Origin of the sequence: Streptomyces sp. TLI_171, assembly GCF_003610255.1 — a bacterium.
Taxonomy (GTDB): Bacteria; Actinomycetota; Actinomycetes; order Streptomycetales; family Streptomycetaceae; genus Kitasatospora.
Genome location: NZ_RAPS01000001.1, coordinates 5350658 through 5365569, shown reverse-complemented (window position 1 = coordinate 5365569; position 14912 = coordinate 5350658). Strand labels below are relative to the sequence as shown.

Annotated in this window: 13 protein-coding genes; 4 read left to right on the top strand and 9 right to left on the bottom strand. The window is 73.1% G+C overall.

Going from position 1 to position 14912, the window contains the following annotated elements; all coding sequences use genetic code 11:
- Nucleotides 1-33: 33 nt before the first annotated feature.
- Nucleotides 34-1179: a serine protease gene (locus BX266_RS24300; protein ID WP_099903076.1), complete on the top strand. Its 1146-nt coding sequence runs from the start codon at nucleotides 34-36 to the stop codon at nucleotides 1177-1179.
- Nucleotides 1180-1257: 78 nt separating this feature from the next.
- On the opposite strand, the gene hflX is transcribed toward BX266_RS24300, so the two are convergent.
- From hflX to miaA, 5 genes are all read right to left on the bottom strand, one after another.
- Nucleotides 1258-2757 carry a GTPase HflX gene (gene hflX, locus BX266_RS24295; RefSeq protein ID WP_099903074.1) on the bottom strand — a complete coding sequence of 500 codons (1500 nt, stop codon included), beginning with the start codon at nucleotides 2755-2757 and terminating at the stop codon, nucleotides 1258-1260.
- A 1-nt stretch (nucleotide 2758) separates the two neighbouring features.
- Entirely contained in the window at nucleotides 2759-5020 is a 2262-nt protein-coding gene (locus BX266_RS24290; protein ID WP_099908246.1) for a bifunctional (p)ppGpp synthetase/guanosine-3',5'-bis(diphosphate) 3'-pyrophosphohydrolase, read from the bottom strand.
- Between the two features lie 176 nt (nucleotides 5021-5196).
- Nucleotides 5197-6075, bottom strand: coding sequence for a diaminopimelate epimerase (gene dapF, locus BX266_RS24285; RefSeq protein WP_180290590.1), 879 nt, complete (start codon nucleotides 6073-6075; stop codon nucleotides 5197-5199).
- Nucleotides 6076-6144: 69 nt separating this feature from the next.
- Nucleotides 6145-6630: a hypothetical protein gene (locus tag BX266_RS24280; protein WP_099903071.1), complete on the bottom strand. Its 486-nt coding sequence runs from the start codon at nucleotides 6628-6630 to the stop codon at nucleotides 6145-6147.
- Between the two features lie 253 nt (nucleotides 6631-6883).
- Nucleotides 6884-7852 carry a tRNA (adenosine(37)-N6)-dimethylallyltransferase MiaA gene (miaA, locus tag BX266_RS24275; RefSeq protein WP_099903069.1) on the bottom strand — a complete coding sequence of 323 codons (969 nt, stop codon included), beginning with the start codon at nucleotides 7850-7852 and terminating at the stop codon, nucleotides 6884-6886.
- A gap of 109 nt (nucleotides 7853-7961) precedes the next feature.
- On the opposite strand from miaA, the gene BX266_RS24270 reads away from it, so the two are divergent.
- Nucleotides 7962-8183 carry an antitoxin gene (locus BX266_RS24270; protein ID WP_099903066.1) on the top strand — a complete coding sequence of 74 codons (222 nt, stop codon included), beginning with the start codon at nucleotides 7962-7964 and terminating at the stop codon, nucleotides 8181-8183.
- A gap of 3 nt (nucleotides 8184-8186) precedes the next feature.
- Here the strand turns inward: BX266_RS24270 and BX266_RS24265 are convergent, their stop codons facing one another.
- Nucleotides 8187-8879 carry a hypothetical protein gene (locus BX266_RS24265; RefSeq protein WP_099903064.1) on the bottom strand — a complete coding sequence of 231 codons (693 nt, stop codon included), beginning with the start codon at nucleotides 8877-8879 and terminating at the stop codon, nucleotides 8187-8189.
- A gap of 46 nt (nucleotides 8880-8925) precedes the next feature.
- A complete protein-coding gene (gene miaB, locus BX266_RS24260) occupies nucleotides 8926-10413 on the bottom strand; it encodes a tRNA (N6-isopentenyl adenosine(37)-C2)-methylthiotransferase MiaB (RefSeq protein WP_099903062.1) in 1488 nt (495 codons plus the stop codon).
- Nucleotides 10414-10485: 72 nt separating this feature from the next.
- Between miaB and BX266_RS24255 the strand changes: the two genes are divergently transcribed.
- Nucleotides 10486-11511, top strand: coding sequence for a TAXI family TRAP transporter solute-binding subunit (locus BX266_RS24255; protein WP_099903060.1), 1026 nt, complete (start codon nucleotides 10486-10488; stop codon nucleotides 11509-11511).
- Between the two features lie 12 nt (nucleotides 11512-11523).
- On the opposite strand, the gene BX266_RS24250 is transcribed toward BX266_RS24255, so the two are convergent.
- Both BX266_RS24250 and BX266_RS24245 read right to left on the bottom strand, forming a co-directional pair.
- A complete protein-coding gene (locus BX266_RS24250) occupies nucleotides 11524-12957 on the bottom strand; it encodes a HAMP domain-containing sensor histidine kinase (protein ID WP_099903058.1) in 1434 nt (477 codons plus the stop codon).
- A gap of 6 nt (nucleotides 12958-12963) precedes the next feature.
- Nucleotides 12964-13710: a response regulator transcription factor gene (locus BX266_RS24245; RefSeq protein ID WP_099903056.1), complete on the bottom strand. Its 747-nt coding sequence runs from the start codon at nucleotides 13708-13710 to the stop codon at nucleotides 12964-12966.
- 384 nt (nucleotides 13711-14094) lie between these two features.
- On the opposite strand from BX266_RS24245, the gene BX266_RS24240 reads away from it, so the two are divergent.
- On the top strand, nucleotides 14095-14883 hold the full coding sequence (locus BX266_RS24240; protein WP_099903054.1) for an amino acid ABC transporter ATP-binding protein: 789 nt from the start codon (nucleotides 14095-14097) through the stop codon (nucleotides 14881-14883).
- Nucleotides 14884-14912 lie beyond the last annotated feature (29 nt).

Here is a 14912-nt window from a genome sequence, read left to right as displayed (position 1 = left end):
CCGCACTCGACCGACCTGCACGGGGGAAAGCCCATGACCGACCAGCACCGCACGCCGCGCCGGGCCAGGACCGCCGCCACGGCCGCCCTGGTGACCGTCCTCGCGGTCAGCACCGCCGCCTGCCAGAGCCAGAGCCCCTCCCCGGTGCCGCCCGCCGCCAGCTCCACCCTGGAGTCCGTCGAGCTCAGCGACATCCAGGACTACATCGCCAAGGTGCCCTCCTGGACCGCCGACGACTGGTCGAAGTGGGCCTCGAAGAACGGCTTCACGCCCGAGGACATCGAGGCGGTGCGCAGCTTCTGGGACCAGAAGAAGCTCAACGACGCCAAGGGCATCGACACCCCCAAGGCCGACACCTCGAAGGTCCGCACCCCCACCGCGCAGGAGGTGGACTTCCCCCGCCTGATCCGCGCCAAGCCGCAGCCCCACCCGTACGACCCGGACACCGCCGTGGTCGGCAAGATCCTGGTCCAGACCGGCGAGGGCACCGGCCACTGCTCCGGCACCGTGGTCTCCGATCCCGGCAACCCCGGCCGGAGCAACCTGGTGTGGACGGCCGCGCACTGCGTGCACGGCGGCAAGGACGGCAAGGCGTTCAAGAACCTGGCCTTCATCCCGGCGTTCAACCGCAGCGGTGCGCTCAGCAACGGCAAGGGCGCGAACGCCAGCGACAAGGACCGCTCCCCGCTCGGGATCTGGGTCTCGCAGAAGATGTACGTCATGCCGCAGTGGACCAAGGAGGGCCTGCACTACGGCAACGCGGCCAGCCAGTTCGATTTCGCGCTGGTCCGGGTCGTCCCGCCGAAGGGCACCACGCGCTCGCTGGAGGAGACCGTCGGCGGCTCCGTGCCGATCTGGTTCAACGCCGCGCCCGAGGACATCGCCTCGCCCTCCGCGTACGGCTACCCCGCCGCCGACCCGTTCGACGGCGTCGAGCTGGAGCACTGCGACTCCGCCCCCAAGCCCACCCCGTTCGTCTTCGACCGCTCGCGCCCGCCGATGCTCTCCATCGGCTGCAACATGACCGGCGGCTCCTCCGGCGGCGGCTGGTTCACCCGCCGCGACGGCAAGGTGGTGCTGTTCTCCAACACCTCGATCGGCAACGACATCTGGCTCGCCGGCCCCAACCTCGGCGCGGACGCCAAGCGGATGTTCGAGGCCTTCCTCCAGGACAAGTAGACCTGGACCACCACGGACGCGTGGGTGCACCCCCAGCCTTCGGCCGGGAGGTGCCCCCACGCGCCCCTGTGGTTGCTCCTACGCTGCGACCACCGCGTAGCGCTCCAGCTCGGTGGCCAGCGTGACCGCGACCTTGGCGTGCAGGAGCGTGCCCTCCGCGGTGTGCTCGGTGGAGATGAGCTCACCCTCCGCATGGATCCGGGAGACCAGATCGCCGCGGGTGTAGGGGACCAGGGCCTTGACCTCCACCGCGGGGCGGGGCAGTTCCTGGTCGATCAGCGCGAGCAGTTCCTCGATGCCGGCCCCGCTGCGGGCGGAGACCACGATGGCGTGCGGCTCGCGGCGCAGCAGTCGCTGCAGGACCGTCGGGTCCGCGGCGTCCGCCTTGTTGATCACCACGATCTCCGGCACGTTCTGTGCCTCGACCGAGACGATCACCTCACGCACCGCGGCCAGCTGGGTCTCCGGCTCGGGGTGCGAGCCGTCCACCACGTGCAGGATGAGGTCGGCGTCGGCGACCTCCTCCATGGTGGAGCGGAACGCCTCGACCAGGTGGTGCGGCAGGTGCCGGACGAAGCCGACGGTGTCGGCCAGGGTGTAGACCCGGCCGCTCGGGGTCTGCGCGCGGCGGACCGTCGGGTCCAGGGTGGCGAACAGGGCGTTCTCCACCAGGACGCCGGCACCGGTGAGCCGGTTGAGCAGCGAGGACTTGCCGGCGTTGGTGTAGCCGGCGATGGCCACCGAGGGCACCTGGTGGCGCCGCCGCTCCTGCCGCTTGGTGTCGCGGCCCTTCTTCATCTCGGCGATCTCCTTGCGGAGCTTCGCCATCTTCTCGCGGATCCGCCGCCGGTCGGTCTCGATCTTGGTCTCACCGGGACCACGGGTGGCCATGCCGCCGCCCGAGGAGCCGGAGCCACCGCCACCCATCTGCCGGGACAGCGACTGACCCCAGCCGCGCAGGCGCGGCAGCATGTACTGCATCTGCGCGAGCGAGACCTGCGCCTTGCCCTCCCGGGACTTGGCGTGCTGGGCGAAGATGTCCAGGATCAGGGCGGTGCGGTCGACGACCTTGACCTTCACCACGTCTTCGAGGTGGATCAGCTGACCGGGCGTCAGCTCGCCGTCGCAGACCACGGTGTCGGCACCGGTGGAGGCGACGATGTCGCGCAGCTCCTGGGCCTTGCCGGAGCCGATGTAGGTGGCCGCGTCGGGCTTGTCGCGGCGCTGGATGACGCCGTCCAGGACCTCGGAGCCGGCCGTCTCGGCGAGGGCGGCGAGCTCGGCCATCGAGTTCTCCGCCTCCTCCAGCGTGCCGTCCGTCCACACGCCGACGAGCACCACGCGCTCCAGGCGGAGCTGGCGGTACTCGACTTCGGTGACGTCCTGGAGTTCGGTGGAGAGGCCGCCCACGCGCCGCAGCGCCGCGCGCTCGGAGCGGTCGTACTGCTCTCCGTCGTAGTTGCCGAGGCCCTCGTCGATCGCCGCGAGGTCCTCGTCCATCAGGGCTTCCGCCTTGAGGTCGGCGAGCCGGTTGGCGGACTCGCTCGATCGGGTGCGGCTGTCGAACGTGGAGGTCATTTCATCCTTGGGTTGATCCGGTGGTGCTCTCGGACAACACGGCGGAGCCGCCGTGAATTCCCCACGATGGTTGCACGCCTGCTGTGCCCGAGTCATCCCTTTTACCAGCCGCCACCTCGGCTGCAGCACGCAGCCCCTCCGTCCGGCCGGGGAGTTCCTCCGGCCCGCCCGGCCGGTACACGTCGTACACCCCGGAGACCCGGAGCATCGCCCGCATCACGGCGGGCAGCGCAGCGGCGTCCGGCAGCTCCAGGGTGTAGCTGTGCCGGACCCGCAGCTGGCGGGGCGGTTCGACCTCGGCGGAGAAGATCGACACGCCTTCGCCGGAGATCGCGGCGGTCAGGTCGGCGAGCAGCCGGGGGCGGTTGAGGGCCTCGGCGTGCAGGGTGGCCCGGTAGCCCCACTGCGGGGCGCCGCCGGGCAGCCAGCGGACCTCGACCGGGCGGCGGCCGCCGCCCAGCATCCGGGCGCCGGTGGGGCAGCCGGTGCGGTGCACGGCCACGGCGCCGCCGCGGAGCAGGATGCCGGTCGCCCGGTCCGGCGGCACGGGGGTGCAGCAGCGGGCCAGCCGGACGGCGGCGCCCGGCAGTTCGGGGATGTCGGCGGGGGCGGCGGCGGGCGCCGCGGGGGGCGCGGCGGGCGGCGGGGCCTCCACCGCGGGGGGCTGCTCGGGGAGGTCGACGGGGGCGGGCCGGGCGGCCAGCCGGCGCTCCACCGCGAGCCGGGCGCCGGGGGTGCGGACGTACTCCAGCCACTCCGGGTCGGGGCCGCTGTCCTCGTCGTCGGGGGCGGTCAGCAGGCCGAGCATGTCGCCGTCGCGCAGCTGGGTGGAGAGCGCGGTGAGCCGGCCGTTGACCCGGGCGCCGATACATCGGTGGCCGGTCTCCTCGCCGAGCAGGTAGGCGGCGTCCAGGCAGCTCGCCCCGGAGGGCAGGTGCAGGGTGGTGCCGTCCTCGGTGACGGCGGTGATCTCGCGGTCGTCGCGCAGGTCGGCGGTGAGCGCGGACCAGAAGACGTCCGGGTCGGGGGTGTCCTGCTGCCACTCCAGCAGCCGGGCCAGCCAGCCGGGGCGGGCCGGGTCGGTGCGGTCCTCGGGGTCGTCGGCGGCGCCGCGGTCGGTGCGCGGGTCGCCGAGCGCGACCACCCCGGTCTCGGCGACCTCGTGCATCCGCCGGGTGCGGACCAGGACCTCGACCACCTCGCCGGTGGGCAGCGCCACCGCGGTGTGCAGGGACTGGTACAGGTTGAACTTGGGGGCGGCGACGAAGTCCTTGAACTCGCCGGGCAGCGGCGTCCAGCAGGTGTGCAGTTCGCCGAGGACCGCGTAGCAGTCGGCGTTCTCCTCGACCACCACCAGCAGCCGCCCGAAGTCGGCCGGTCGCAGCCCGGCGCCGTCGGGGCCAGCGCCGCGCTTGATCATCACCCGGTGCAGCGAGACCAGGTGCCGGGGGCGGACGGTGACGGCGGAGGAGACGCCGGCCTCGGCGAGCTGGCGGCCGAGCTCGGCGGCGAACGGGGCGAGCACGCCGTCCGTCCAGCCGGCGGCGACCGTGCCGGTGAGCGCGTACTCCTCGGGGTGCAGGGTGGCGAACACGATGTCTTCCAGCTCGGCCTTGACCACCTGGATGCCGAGCCGTTCGGCGAGCGGGATCAGCACGTCCCGGGTGACCTTGGCGATCCGCACCTGGCTGGCCGGCTTCATGTGCCGGATGGTGCGCATGTTGTGCAGCCGGTCGGCGAGCTTGATCACCATCACCCGGACGTCGTCGCCGGTGGCGACCAGCATCTTGCGGAAGGTCTCGGGCTCGGCGGCCGCCCCGAAGTCCACCTTCTCCAGCTTGGTGACGCCGTCCACCAGGTAGGCGATCTCGGGGCCGAAGACCTCGGCGACCTGATCGAGCGTCACCTCGGTGTCCTCGACGGTGTCGTGCAGCAGCGAGGCGACCAGCGTGGTGGTGTCCGCGCCGAGCTGGGCGAGGATCATGGTGACCGCGAGCGGGTGCGTGATGTACGGCTCGCCGCTCTTCCTGGTCTGCCCCCGGTGGCTCTCCTCGGCGACCCGGTACGCCCTGGTCAGCAGGGGCACGTCGGCCTGCGGGTGGTGCACCCGGTGGGCCTGGACGATGGGCTCGATGGCGTCGGGGACGGGCGTCCGCCCGGTGGCGAGCAGCGCCGCCCGGCCGGCCCGGCCGAGCGCCGCACGGCTGAAGCGGCTCGCCTGCTGCTTGGACGGCGAGCCCGCCAACTCGGAGCGGATGGTCATCTGCACCTCCGGCAGCAACACCGGAGCGACGGCCGACCCGGTGGTCCATGCTACCGAGCAGACCACGTTCCGCGAGCCCCCGCTTCCCCTCTGTCACCCGGATCACCCGAACGGGCGGATTAACCGGAGACCGGCCTGGGAAGCGGGAGCTGACGCTCCGTCGCGCTGACCTGCCGTCAGGCGAGCACGCCCTCGGCGACGATCACCGCGGGGCCGGTCATCTCGATCCGGCCGTCCGGGAACTCCTCGATCACCAGTCGACCGCCCGGCACGTCGACGGTGTAGCTGACGGGCCGTCCGGTGGCCGCCGGGTCGTTGCCGTCCCGGCGGATCGCCGCCACCGCGACGGCGCAGGCGCCGGTGCCGCAGGAGCGGGTCTCGCCGGAACCGCGCTCGTGCACCCGCATCGCGACGTGCCGCTCCCCGCGGTCCACCACGAACTCCACGTTCACGCCCTGCGGGTACACGCCCGCGGGGGCGGTGGCCGGGGCGTCGTACAGGGTGCCCGCGTGCGCCAGGTCCTCGACGAACGCCACCGCGTGCGGGTTGCCCATGTTGACGTTCAGCGCGGGCCAGGTCCGGGCGTCCACGGTGACGGTGACGTCGTCCGGGCCCGGCAGCACGGCGCGGCCCATCTCCACGGTGATCTCGCCCGGGGTGCCGTCCGCGGCGTCCTCGGCGACCCGCACCCGCTTCACGCCGCCGCGGGTGGCCACCGCCAGCTCGCCCGGCTTCGCGTACCCGGCGTGCACCAGGTAGCGGGCGAACACCCGCACCCCGTTGCCGCACATCTCGGCGATCGAACCGTCCGCGTTGCGGTAGTCCATGAACCACTCGGCCTGCTCGGCCAGCCCCGCCGCCGCCGGCTCGACCGCCGAGCGGACCACCCGCAGCACGCCGTCCGCACCGATCCCGGCCCGCCGGTCGCACAGCTCGGCGACCGTCCGCGCGGACAGCTCCAACCGCCCGTCCGGGTCGGGGACGATCACGAAGTCGTTCTGGGTGCCGTGTCCCTTGAGGAAGGCCGTTCCGCTGATTCCGCTGCGCTCGCTCACACCGCCGATGGTAACGGCCGCCCGTCCCGAGCCCCGGAGCGGTCGGGGCCCCCTCCGCCGGAGCGGTAGCTAGCCGCGCAGGTGGACGACCCGCCAGACGGCGAGGGCCATGGCGAGGGCCACCAGGAGGGTGTAGACCACGATGGCCTTCCAGCCGGCCCGCTCGCTGCTGCCGCGGCGCGGCACGCCCGGCCACTTGTAGCCGGCCCGGCGGGCGGCCATCGCGCCCCAGCCGACCGAGGCGGCGGTGATCAGCAGCCCGAGCATCCCGATCATCGCGGTCGCACCCTCGCTGCCGAAGGCCAGCGGGAAGGCGAACATCAGCGAACCGAGCATGACCGTGCCGGCGATCGGCAGGATCTGCCACCAGCGCAGCCGGCGCCGCGGCCGGATGTCCCGCTCGTGGACCACGCCCGGCACCGCGGCCAGGTCGTCGATCGCGGGCAGCGCCACCGCGTACGAGGTGGTCGGGACGGCCAGCTCGGGCAGGGTCTCGGACCCGTCGGTCAGGTCGCCGAACAGCTCATCGGTTTCGGGGCCGGTACCCGTGGACACGCGGCCTCCCCTGATGGCTCGACACGAGCTCCAGGGCTCGCGGGCGGTGAGGCCGGCCCGCGTGCCGGGCCTCGGTGCTACCGATGATGGCACGGCCCGGCACCCGGACAGGGCGTCCCCCGGGGTGATCGGGTGATCCGATGCCAGGACGTGATCCCGCCGTGACCGCCGGTGCCCTCTGCACCTGCGTCTGCCGGTGCAGACGCCCGGGCAGCTGGCCGGATCCGGCCGTCCGGCAGCCGAAATGCGCCGGTCAGACCGGCCCGCCCGACTGTTCCGGGCGGTCGATCAGTTCCAGTGCGCGGCCCAGGAGTTCGACCGGATCGGCGCCCTCCGGGCGGTCCAGCCAGTGGATCCGGGGGTCGCGACGGAACCAGGACTCCTGCCGCCGGGCGAACCGCCGGGTGGCCCGGGCGGTCTCCGCCTTCGCCTCCTCCTCGGTGCACTCCCCCGCGAAGAACGCCAGCACCTGCTGGTAGCCCAGCGCCCGGCTCGCGGTCAGCCCCTCGCGCAGCCCCGCCTTCTCCAACTGCCGCACCTCGTCCAGCAGACCGGCCTCCCACATCCGGTCCACCCGCAGCTCGATCCGCCGGTCCAGCTCCGGGCGCGGCACCTGGACGCCGATCTGCACCGCCTCGTACACCGCCCGCTGGGTCGGCAGGCTGGCCGTGAACGGCCGCCCGGTGATCTCGATGACCTCCAGCGCCCGGACGATCCGCCGCCCGTTGCTGGGCAGGATCGCCTCCGCCGCCGCCGGGTCCAGCTCCGCGAGCCGCCGGTACAGCACCCCGGAGCCGACCCGCTCCAGCTCCTCCTCCAGCCGGGCCCGCACCTGCGGGTCCGTGCCGGGGAACTCCATCTCGTCGATCGCCGCCCGCACGTACAGCCCCGAGCCGCCGACCAGCACCGGCACCTGCCCCGCCGCGAGCTGCCGGTCCAACTCGGCCCGGGCGAGGCGCTGGTACTCGGCGACCGAAGCGGTCTCGGTCACCTCCCACACGTCCATCAGGTGGTGCGGGACGCCGGCCCGCTCGTCCAAGGTCAGCTTGGCCGTGCCGATGTCCATGCCCTTGTACAGCTGCATCGAGTCGGTGTTGACCACCTCCCCGCCGAGCTCGCGGGCGATCGCCACCGCCAGGTCGGACTTGCCGGCGGCGGTCGAACCGACCACCGAGACCACCCGGCGGGGGCTGACAGGAGAAGGGGTGCGGGGACTGCTCACCCCTCCAGTCTCGCAAAACCCGGGCACCTCCCGTGTCGCGGCCTCGTTGACCGGGGAGGATCAGCTATGTCTGGTGACGATCTGACCGGAAATGCGAGGAATGCACTCCATGGGCCTGATGGACAACCTCAAGGGCAAGGCCGAGGAACTCAAGGACAAGGCCAGCGAGCTGGCCGGGAAGCACGGCGACAAGATCGACAGCATGGTGGACAAGGCCGGCGAGACCATCGACAAGGCCACCAAGCACAAGTACAGCGACAAGATCGAGAAGGGCGCCTCGAAGGCCAAGGACGCCCGCGACGACTTCGCCGCCAAGCCCAAGGACGACTGAGCCTCAGCGCCAGGAGGCGACCAGGTAGCCGACGCCGTAGGGGGCGTCGTCGTGGCGCAGCTCACCGCTGAGCGCGGCGCCCTCGGCGGCGCCCGCCAGCACCTGCCAGGGCGCCCGGCCCTCCGCCATCAGCTCCGCCGACAGCTCCGGCTCCAGCGCGGCCAGCGCCTTCGGATCGGCGGCGGCCAGCGCCCGCGCCACCTCCCGGTCGTAGTCCTCGGCGCGCCCGTCCAGGTAGCCCGGGGCCTTCACCGTGTGCCGCGCGCTGCCGTCGCCCATCACCAACAGGCCCACCCGGTCCGCGAGTTCGGCCAGGCCCTGGCCAAGGCCGAGCAGCCGCTCCGGGGCCGTGTCCGGCCGTACCGCGACGGCGTGCGTCGGCACCCGGACGCCCGCCTCCTCCAGCAGCCACGCCCCCACCGTCAACGCGGGCGACAGCTCGGGACCGTCCACCCCGCCCAGCGGCAACCGCACCGCCTTCGCCACCCCGTACCGGTGGAACGACCCCGCCCCGCCCTCCGTCCACACCCCGGCGCGCTCGCCCGTCCCGACGACGACCACCAGGTCGACCCCGGCCAGCTCCCGCACGGCCGCCAGGCACGCCTCCCGCAGCCCCGCCACCTCGCCGGCGGCCCCCGCCGCCACCTCCGGCACGAGCAACGGCGGACACGGGCACACGGCGGCGGCAACAAGCATGTCGGTCACTCTACGACGGAACGAGCGGTCGGGGGCGTGCGCTGTCTCAGCAGCCGCAGCCGTCGCCCGCCGGGGCGGCCGTCTGCTTGGGAGCGCCGATGCTCGGGAGCCCGAGCATGACGCCGGCGGGCTTGGCGGCGGGTGCGGCCTGCCGCTTCTCCCACGCGTCGCCCGCCCGGGTCCGCCGGACGCCGAGGACGGGGCCCTCGGCCAGCAGGTGGTGCGGGGCGGCGTAGCTGATCTCGACGGTCACGACGTCGCCGGGGCGGACACCGCCCTCCGGCCGGGTGAAGTGGACCAGCCGGTTGTCGGGGGCGCGGCCGGAGAGCCGGTCGGTGCGGTCGTCCTTCTTGCCCTCGCCCTCGGCGACGAGGATCTCCAGCTTGCGGCCGACCTGCTTCTTGTTCTCCTCCCAGGAGATCTCCTCCTGGAGGGCGATCAGCCGGTCGTAGCGCTCCTGGACGACGGCCTTCGGGACCTGGTTCTCCATCTCGGCCGCGGGCGTCCCGGGCCGCTTGGAGTACTGGAAGGTGAACGCGTTGGCGAACCGCGCCTCGCGGACGACGTGCAGGGTCTGCTCGAAGTCCTCGTCGGTCTCGCCGGGGAAGCCCACGATGATGTCGGTGGAGATGGCGGCGTCCGGCATGGCGGCCCGCACCTTCTCGATGATGCCGAGGAAGCGTTCCTGCCGGTAGGAGCGCCGCATGGCGCGCAGCACGGTGTCCGAGCCGGACTGCAGCGGCATGTGCAGCTGGTGCATCACGTTGGGCGTCTCGGCCATCGCGGCGATCACGTCGTCGGTGAAGTCCTTCGGGTGCGGCGAGGTGAAGCGGACCCGCTCCAGCCCGTCGATCTCGCCGCACGCCCGCAGCAGCTTGGAGAAGGCCTGCCGGTCGCCGAGGTCGGAGCCGTAGGCGTTGACGTTCTGGCCGAGCAGGGTGACCTCGACCACGCCCTCGGCGACCAGCGCCTCGACCTCGGCGAGGATGTCGCCGGGCCGGCGGTCCTCCTCCTTGCCGCGCAGGGCGGGGACGATGCAGAAGGTGCAGGTGTTGTTGCAGCCGACGGAGATGGCGACCCAGGCCGCGTAGGCGGACTCCCGCCGGGTCGGCAGGGTGGAGGGGAAGGTCTCCAGGGATTCGAGGATCTCGACCTGGGCCTTCTGCTCGACGGCGGCCCGCTCCAGCAGGGCGGGCAGGTGGCCGATGTTGTGGGTGCCGAAGACGACGTCGACCCAGGGGGCCTTGCGGACGATGGTCTCGCGGTCCTTCTGGGCCAGGCAGCCGCCGACGGCGATCTGCATGCCGCGGTTGGACTGCTTGGCGGGGGCGAGCCGGCCGAGGTTGCCGTACAGCTTGTTGTCGGCGTTCTCGCGGACCGCGCAGGTGTTGAAGACCACCAGGTCGGGGTCGCCGTCGCCGTCGGCCTTGGCGTAGCCGGCCTCCTCCAGCAGCCCGGACAGGCGCTCGGAGTCGTGGACGTTCATCTGGCAGCCGTACGTGACGACCTTGTAAGTTCGCAAGCTCTCCTCCATACCCACAGGGCAAGGGTACGGGCACCGGGCGGGGCCTCCCGCCGGGCCGTCCCGGCTGGCACTATCCATGTCATGGCTGCTTCGAGCGATCCGCCCCGTCTTGGTGCCGTGCTGCGTTCCGCGTCGCGCAGCAGGCTGTGCCGGACGGTGGCGGTGCTCCTGCTGGTGGTGGGGGGTGCGGGCGGCTGGTGGGTGTCCTCGGCGCGGTCGGCCTCGGGTCCGCGCGGCGAGGTGGCGTTCGCGACCGGGGTGCCGCGCGGGGTGTACGACCGCTACGGCGGGCTGTTGAAGGAGTACATCGGCTCGCACCTGCCGGAGTTGAAGGTGCGACTGGACAACTCCGAGGGCTCGGTGGACAACCTGGAGCGGCTGGTGTCGGGCCGGGACGACTTCGCGATCGCGACCGCGGACGCGGTGGCCAGCTTCCAGAGCCCGGGCAAGCCGCAGTTGCGGGCGATCGCCCGGCTGTACGACGACTACATGCAGCTGGTGGTGCCGGCGGACTCGCCGGTGCACAAGGTGCAGGACCTGCGCGGCCTGCGGGTCGGGGTCGGGCAGGCGAAGTCGGGGGTGAACCTGGTGACCCGGCGGCTGCTGGAGGCGGCGGGCCTGGACCCGGACAAGGACGTGACCCCGTCGGGGCTGAACATCGTCCAGGCGACGCAGGCGCTGCAGGCCAAGCAGCTGGACGCGTTCTTCTGGTCGGGCGGCCTGCCGACGGCGGCGCTGTCCGACCTGTCGGAGCAGACGCCGATCCGGATCGTGCCGATGGGCGACCTGTCGGACCCGCTGCACCAGTTGGCGGGCGACGGGGTGGACGCCTACCGGGCGGCGACCATCCCGGCGGACGCGTACCCGCTGGTGGAGCCGGAGCGGACGGCGGTGCCGACGGTGGCGGTGCCGAACCTGCTGGTGACCCGGGCGGACGTGGACCCGGGGCTGGTGGAGGCGCTGACCCGGGTGGTGATCGACAGCCGGGACAACATCGGCGGCAAGGTTCACGCCGCGCAGCTGGTGGACCTGCGGACGGCGGTGTACACCGATCCGCTGCCGCTGCACGACGGGGCGAAGCGGTACTACCTGTCGATGAGACCCTGACGGTCCGTCGGCTCACTTGCGGCGGCGACGGCGCGGCACGGTGAGCCGGACGGTCAGTCCGTGCGGCTGCGCGGGCTCGAAGCCGAGTTCGCCGCCGCCGGCCAGCAGCAGGGTCCGGGCGATGGACAGGCCGAGGCCGGAGCCGTCGACGTTCTGGTGCCGCGAGGAGCGCCAGAACCGGTCGCCGACCCGGGCGAGCTCCTCCTCGGTGAGGCCCGGCCCGGCGTCGGTGACGGTGGCGGTGACCTCGTCCTTGGCGATCAGCAGGCCGACCTCGACGGTGCTGTCGTCGGGGGTGAACTTGAGCGCGTTGTCGAGGACGGCGTCCAGCGCGCTGCCGAACCCGATCGGGTCGGCCCAGGCGTGGGCCAGCGGCGGACCCTGCCACTGGAGCCGGATGCCGCGCTGCTGGGCGAGCGGCTGCCAGGCGTCGATCCGGGCGCGCACCAGGCCGGCCAGGTCGACGGGTTCGGGTTCCGGGCGGGAGCCCTCGGCGGTGGCCAGGCCCAGCAGGTCGTCGAGCACCCGGGCGAGCCGGGCGCCCTCCTCGCGGACGGCGGCGATCTCCTCCTCGTGGCCCTCGGGCAGTTCCAGGCCGATCAGCTCGACCCGCAGCAGCAGCGCGGCGAGCGGGTTGCGCAGCTGGTGGGAGGCGTCGGCGACGAACGCCCGCTGCTGGTCGATGGCGATCACCACGTGGTCCGCCATGTCGTTGAACGAGCGGGCCAGGCGGCGCAGTTCGGGCGGCCCGCCGCTGGGCGCGACCCGGGCGTTGAGCCGGCCGGTGGCGATGTCGTGGGTGGCCCGGTCGAGGGTGCGGACGGGGCGCAGCACCCAGCCGGTGAGGCGGACGGCGAGCAGGATGGCGACGATCATGGCGAGCGCCTCGCCGCCGGCCAGCACCAGCCAGCGGTGCAGGATGCGGGCGCGCAGGCCGCCGGTGGGCGATTCGGTGAGCACCACGGCGACCACGTCGCCGTCGCGGACCACGGGCAGCGCGACGGCCAGGGTGCGGTCGGGGGTCCACGGCCAGACCTGCGGCGGGTTGTGGCTGCGGCGGCCGGCCAGCGCCTCCTGGTAGGCCTGCCGGCCCGGTCCGGCGTCGGGGGGCCGCCAGCCGGTGGGGGCGGCGGCGACGGCGCTGCCGTCGCGCTGGAAGACGCCGATCCGGGCGCCGTACAGCTCGTGGTAGCGGGCGGCCTCGGAGGTGAGGGCGTGCAGCCGGCCGTTGTCGCCGGGCCCGGGCCGCGGGTCGCCCTTGACGGCGCTGGCGCTGGGGCGGCCCTGGGTGGGCAGGTCCTGGGCGAAGCGCGCGGCGTCGTCGATCCGGTCGACCACGACCTTGGACTGCTCGGAGGCGGCCGTCAGGTACGCCAGCGGCACGCCGAGGGCCGCCAGCACGCAGGCCATCAGGGCGATCAGGATGCCGAGCAGGCGGTTGCGCACGTGCGGTCAGCGCCCCGGGTGGTCGTCGGCCGGAGCGGCCGGGCCGCCGGGGCCCTCGGGCTGGTCGGGGATCAGCCGGTAGCCGACGCCGCGGACCGCCTCGACCAGGCCGGGCAGCCCGAGCTTGGTGCGCAGCGACCCGATGTGCACCTCCAGCGTGCGGCCGTTGCCCTCCCAGCCGGAGCGCCAGACCTCGCTGAAGATCTGTTCGCGCCGGTAGACCACGCCGGGGCTCTGGGCGAGCAGCGCCAGCAGGTCGAACTCCTTGCGGGTGAGCGGCACGTCGCGGCCGTGCACGGAGACCCGGCGGCGTTCGCGGTCGATCTCCACGCCGCGGGAGGCGAGCGGCCCGGCCGGGTCGGGCCCGGCGTCCTCGGCGGTCTGCGGGGCGCCGCGGCGGGCCACGGCGTGGATCCGGGCCAGCAGCTCGCCCATGTCGTAGGGCTTGACCACGTAGTCGTCGGCGCCGAGGTTGAGGCCGTGGATGCGGGAGCGGATGTCGGCCCGCGCGGTCACCATGATCACCGGGACGCCGCTGCCGGCCCGGATCCGGCTGCACACCTCGAAGCCGTCGCGGTCGGGCAGTCCGAGGTCGAGCAGCACCACCCGGTACGGGTCGCTGCCGTCCGGGACGAGCGCGTCCAGCGCCTCGTGGCCGCTGCGGGCGTGCCGGACCTGGAAGCCGTGCCGGCTGAGCACCGCGACCAGGGCGGCGGCCACGCGGTCGTCGTCCTCGACCAGGAGCAGGCGCATCGGGCTCCCTTCCTGCGGTGGTGGTTCGGATACGGGCGGGCGGTCGGTGTCGCGGCCGCGGGTGCGGCGGTTGTCATGGCGCTGCCCGACGCGGGACCGGGCCATCCTGGCATCCATGCCCATCCGGCGTCACCCGGTCAACCCGGTTCGGCCCTCCGTTACCCAGCCGGTATCCGCGACCCGCCGACTACCGGGCGTAGCCGAACCGTGATCCTCAAGTTCAGCTCAGATCGGCTGACGGGCCGTCGTGTACCTGCCTAAAGTCACCCCGTCCGGGGGCCGAGGGCTCCGCCGGCTCCGGCCCCCGGGCATCAGACGGACCATTACCGACTTTGCGGCCCCTGCGAGTTGGCCCGGGTTCGGAGGACGAGGGAGCGAGCCGCGATGACGGAGAACAGCGCCGACCTGCAGCAGGCGGAGGCCGGCAGTGCCGGTGCCACCCCGCTGGTGTCGCTGCGCGGGGTGAACAAGCACTTCGGCGCGCTGCACGTGCTGCAGGACATCGACCTGGAGATCGCGCAGGGCGAGGTCGTGGTGCTGATCGGCCCGTCCGGTTCCGGCAAGTCCACGCTGTGCCGCACCATCAACCGGCTGGAGACCATCGACTCCGGCGTGATCGAGGTGGACGGCCGGCCGCTGCCGGCCGAGGGCCGCGAACTGGCCCGGCTGCGCGCGCAGGTCGGCATGGTGTTCCAGTCCTTCAACCTGTTCGCGCACAAGACCGTGCTGCAGAACGTGATGCTGGCCCAGGTCAAGGTCGGCCGGGTGCCGAAGGCCGAGGCCGAGCGGGCCGCGCGTGAACTCCTGGAGCGGGTGGGGGTGGCCGCGCAGGCCGACAAGTTCCCCGCCCAGCTGTCCGGCGGCCAGCAGCAGCGGGTGGCGATCGCCCGCGCGCTGGCGATGAAGCCCAAGGTGATGCTGTTCGACGAGCCGACCTCGGCCCTCGACCCGGAGATGGTCAACGAGGTGCTGGAGGTGATGCGTTCGCTCGCCGCCAAGGGCATGACGATGGTCGTGGTGACCCACGAGATGGGCTTCGCCCGCTCCGCCGCCAACCGGGTGCTGTTCATGGCCGACGGCCGGATCGTCGAGGAGAACACCCCCGAGGCGTTCTTCACCGCGCCGCGCAGCGACCGTGCCAAGGACTTCCTGTCGAAGATCCTGCACCACTGAACCAGCAGTTGATTTAGCGTCAGTTCGAC

Excerpts from the sequence above, each read along its gene's own strand:
- BX266_RS24300 (WP_099903076.1), top strand. The coding sequence starts at position 34 with ATGACCGACCAGCACCGCACGCCGCGCCGGGCCAGGACCGCCGCCACG.
- hflX (WP_099903074.1), bottom strand. The coding sequence starts at position 2,757 with ATGACCTCCACGTTCGACAGCCGCACCCGATCGAGCGAGTCCGCCAAC.
- BX266_RS24290 (WP_099908246.1), bottom strand. The coding sequence starts at position 5,020 with ATGACCATCCGCTCCGAGTTGGCGGGCTCGCCGTCCAAGCAGCAGGCG.
- BX266_RS24270 (WP_099903066.1), top strand. The coding sequence starts at position 7,962 with ATGGGCCTGATGGACAACCTCAAGGGCAAGGCCGAGGAACTCAAGGAC.
- BX266_RS24265 (WP_099903064.1), bottom strand. The coding sequence starts at position 8,879 with ATGCTTGTTGCCGCCGCCGTGTGCCCGTGTCCGCCGTTGCTCGTGCCG.
- miaB (WP_099903062.1), bottom strand. The coding sequence starts at position 10,413 with ATGGAGGAGAGCTTGCGAACTTACAAGGTCGTCACGTACGGCTGCCAG.
- BX266_RS24255 (WP_099903060.1), top strand. The coding sequence starts at position 10,486 with ATGGCTGCTTCGAGCGATCCGCCCCGTCTTGGTGCCGTGCTGCGTTCC.
- BX266_RS24245 (WP_099903056.1), bottom strand. The coding sequence starts at position 13,710 with ATGCGCCTGCTCCTGGTCGAGGACGACGACCGCGTGGCCGCCGCCCTG.
- BX266_RS24240 (WP_099903054.1), top strand. The coding sequence starts at position 14,095 with ATGACGGAGAACAGCGCCGACCTGCAGCAGGCGGAGGCCGGCAGTGCC.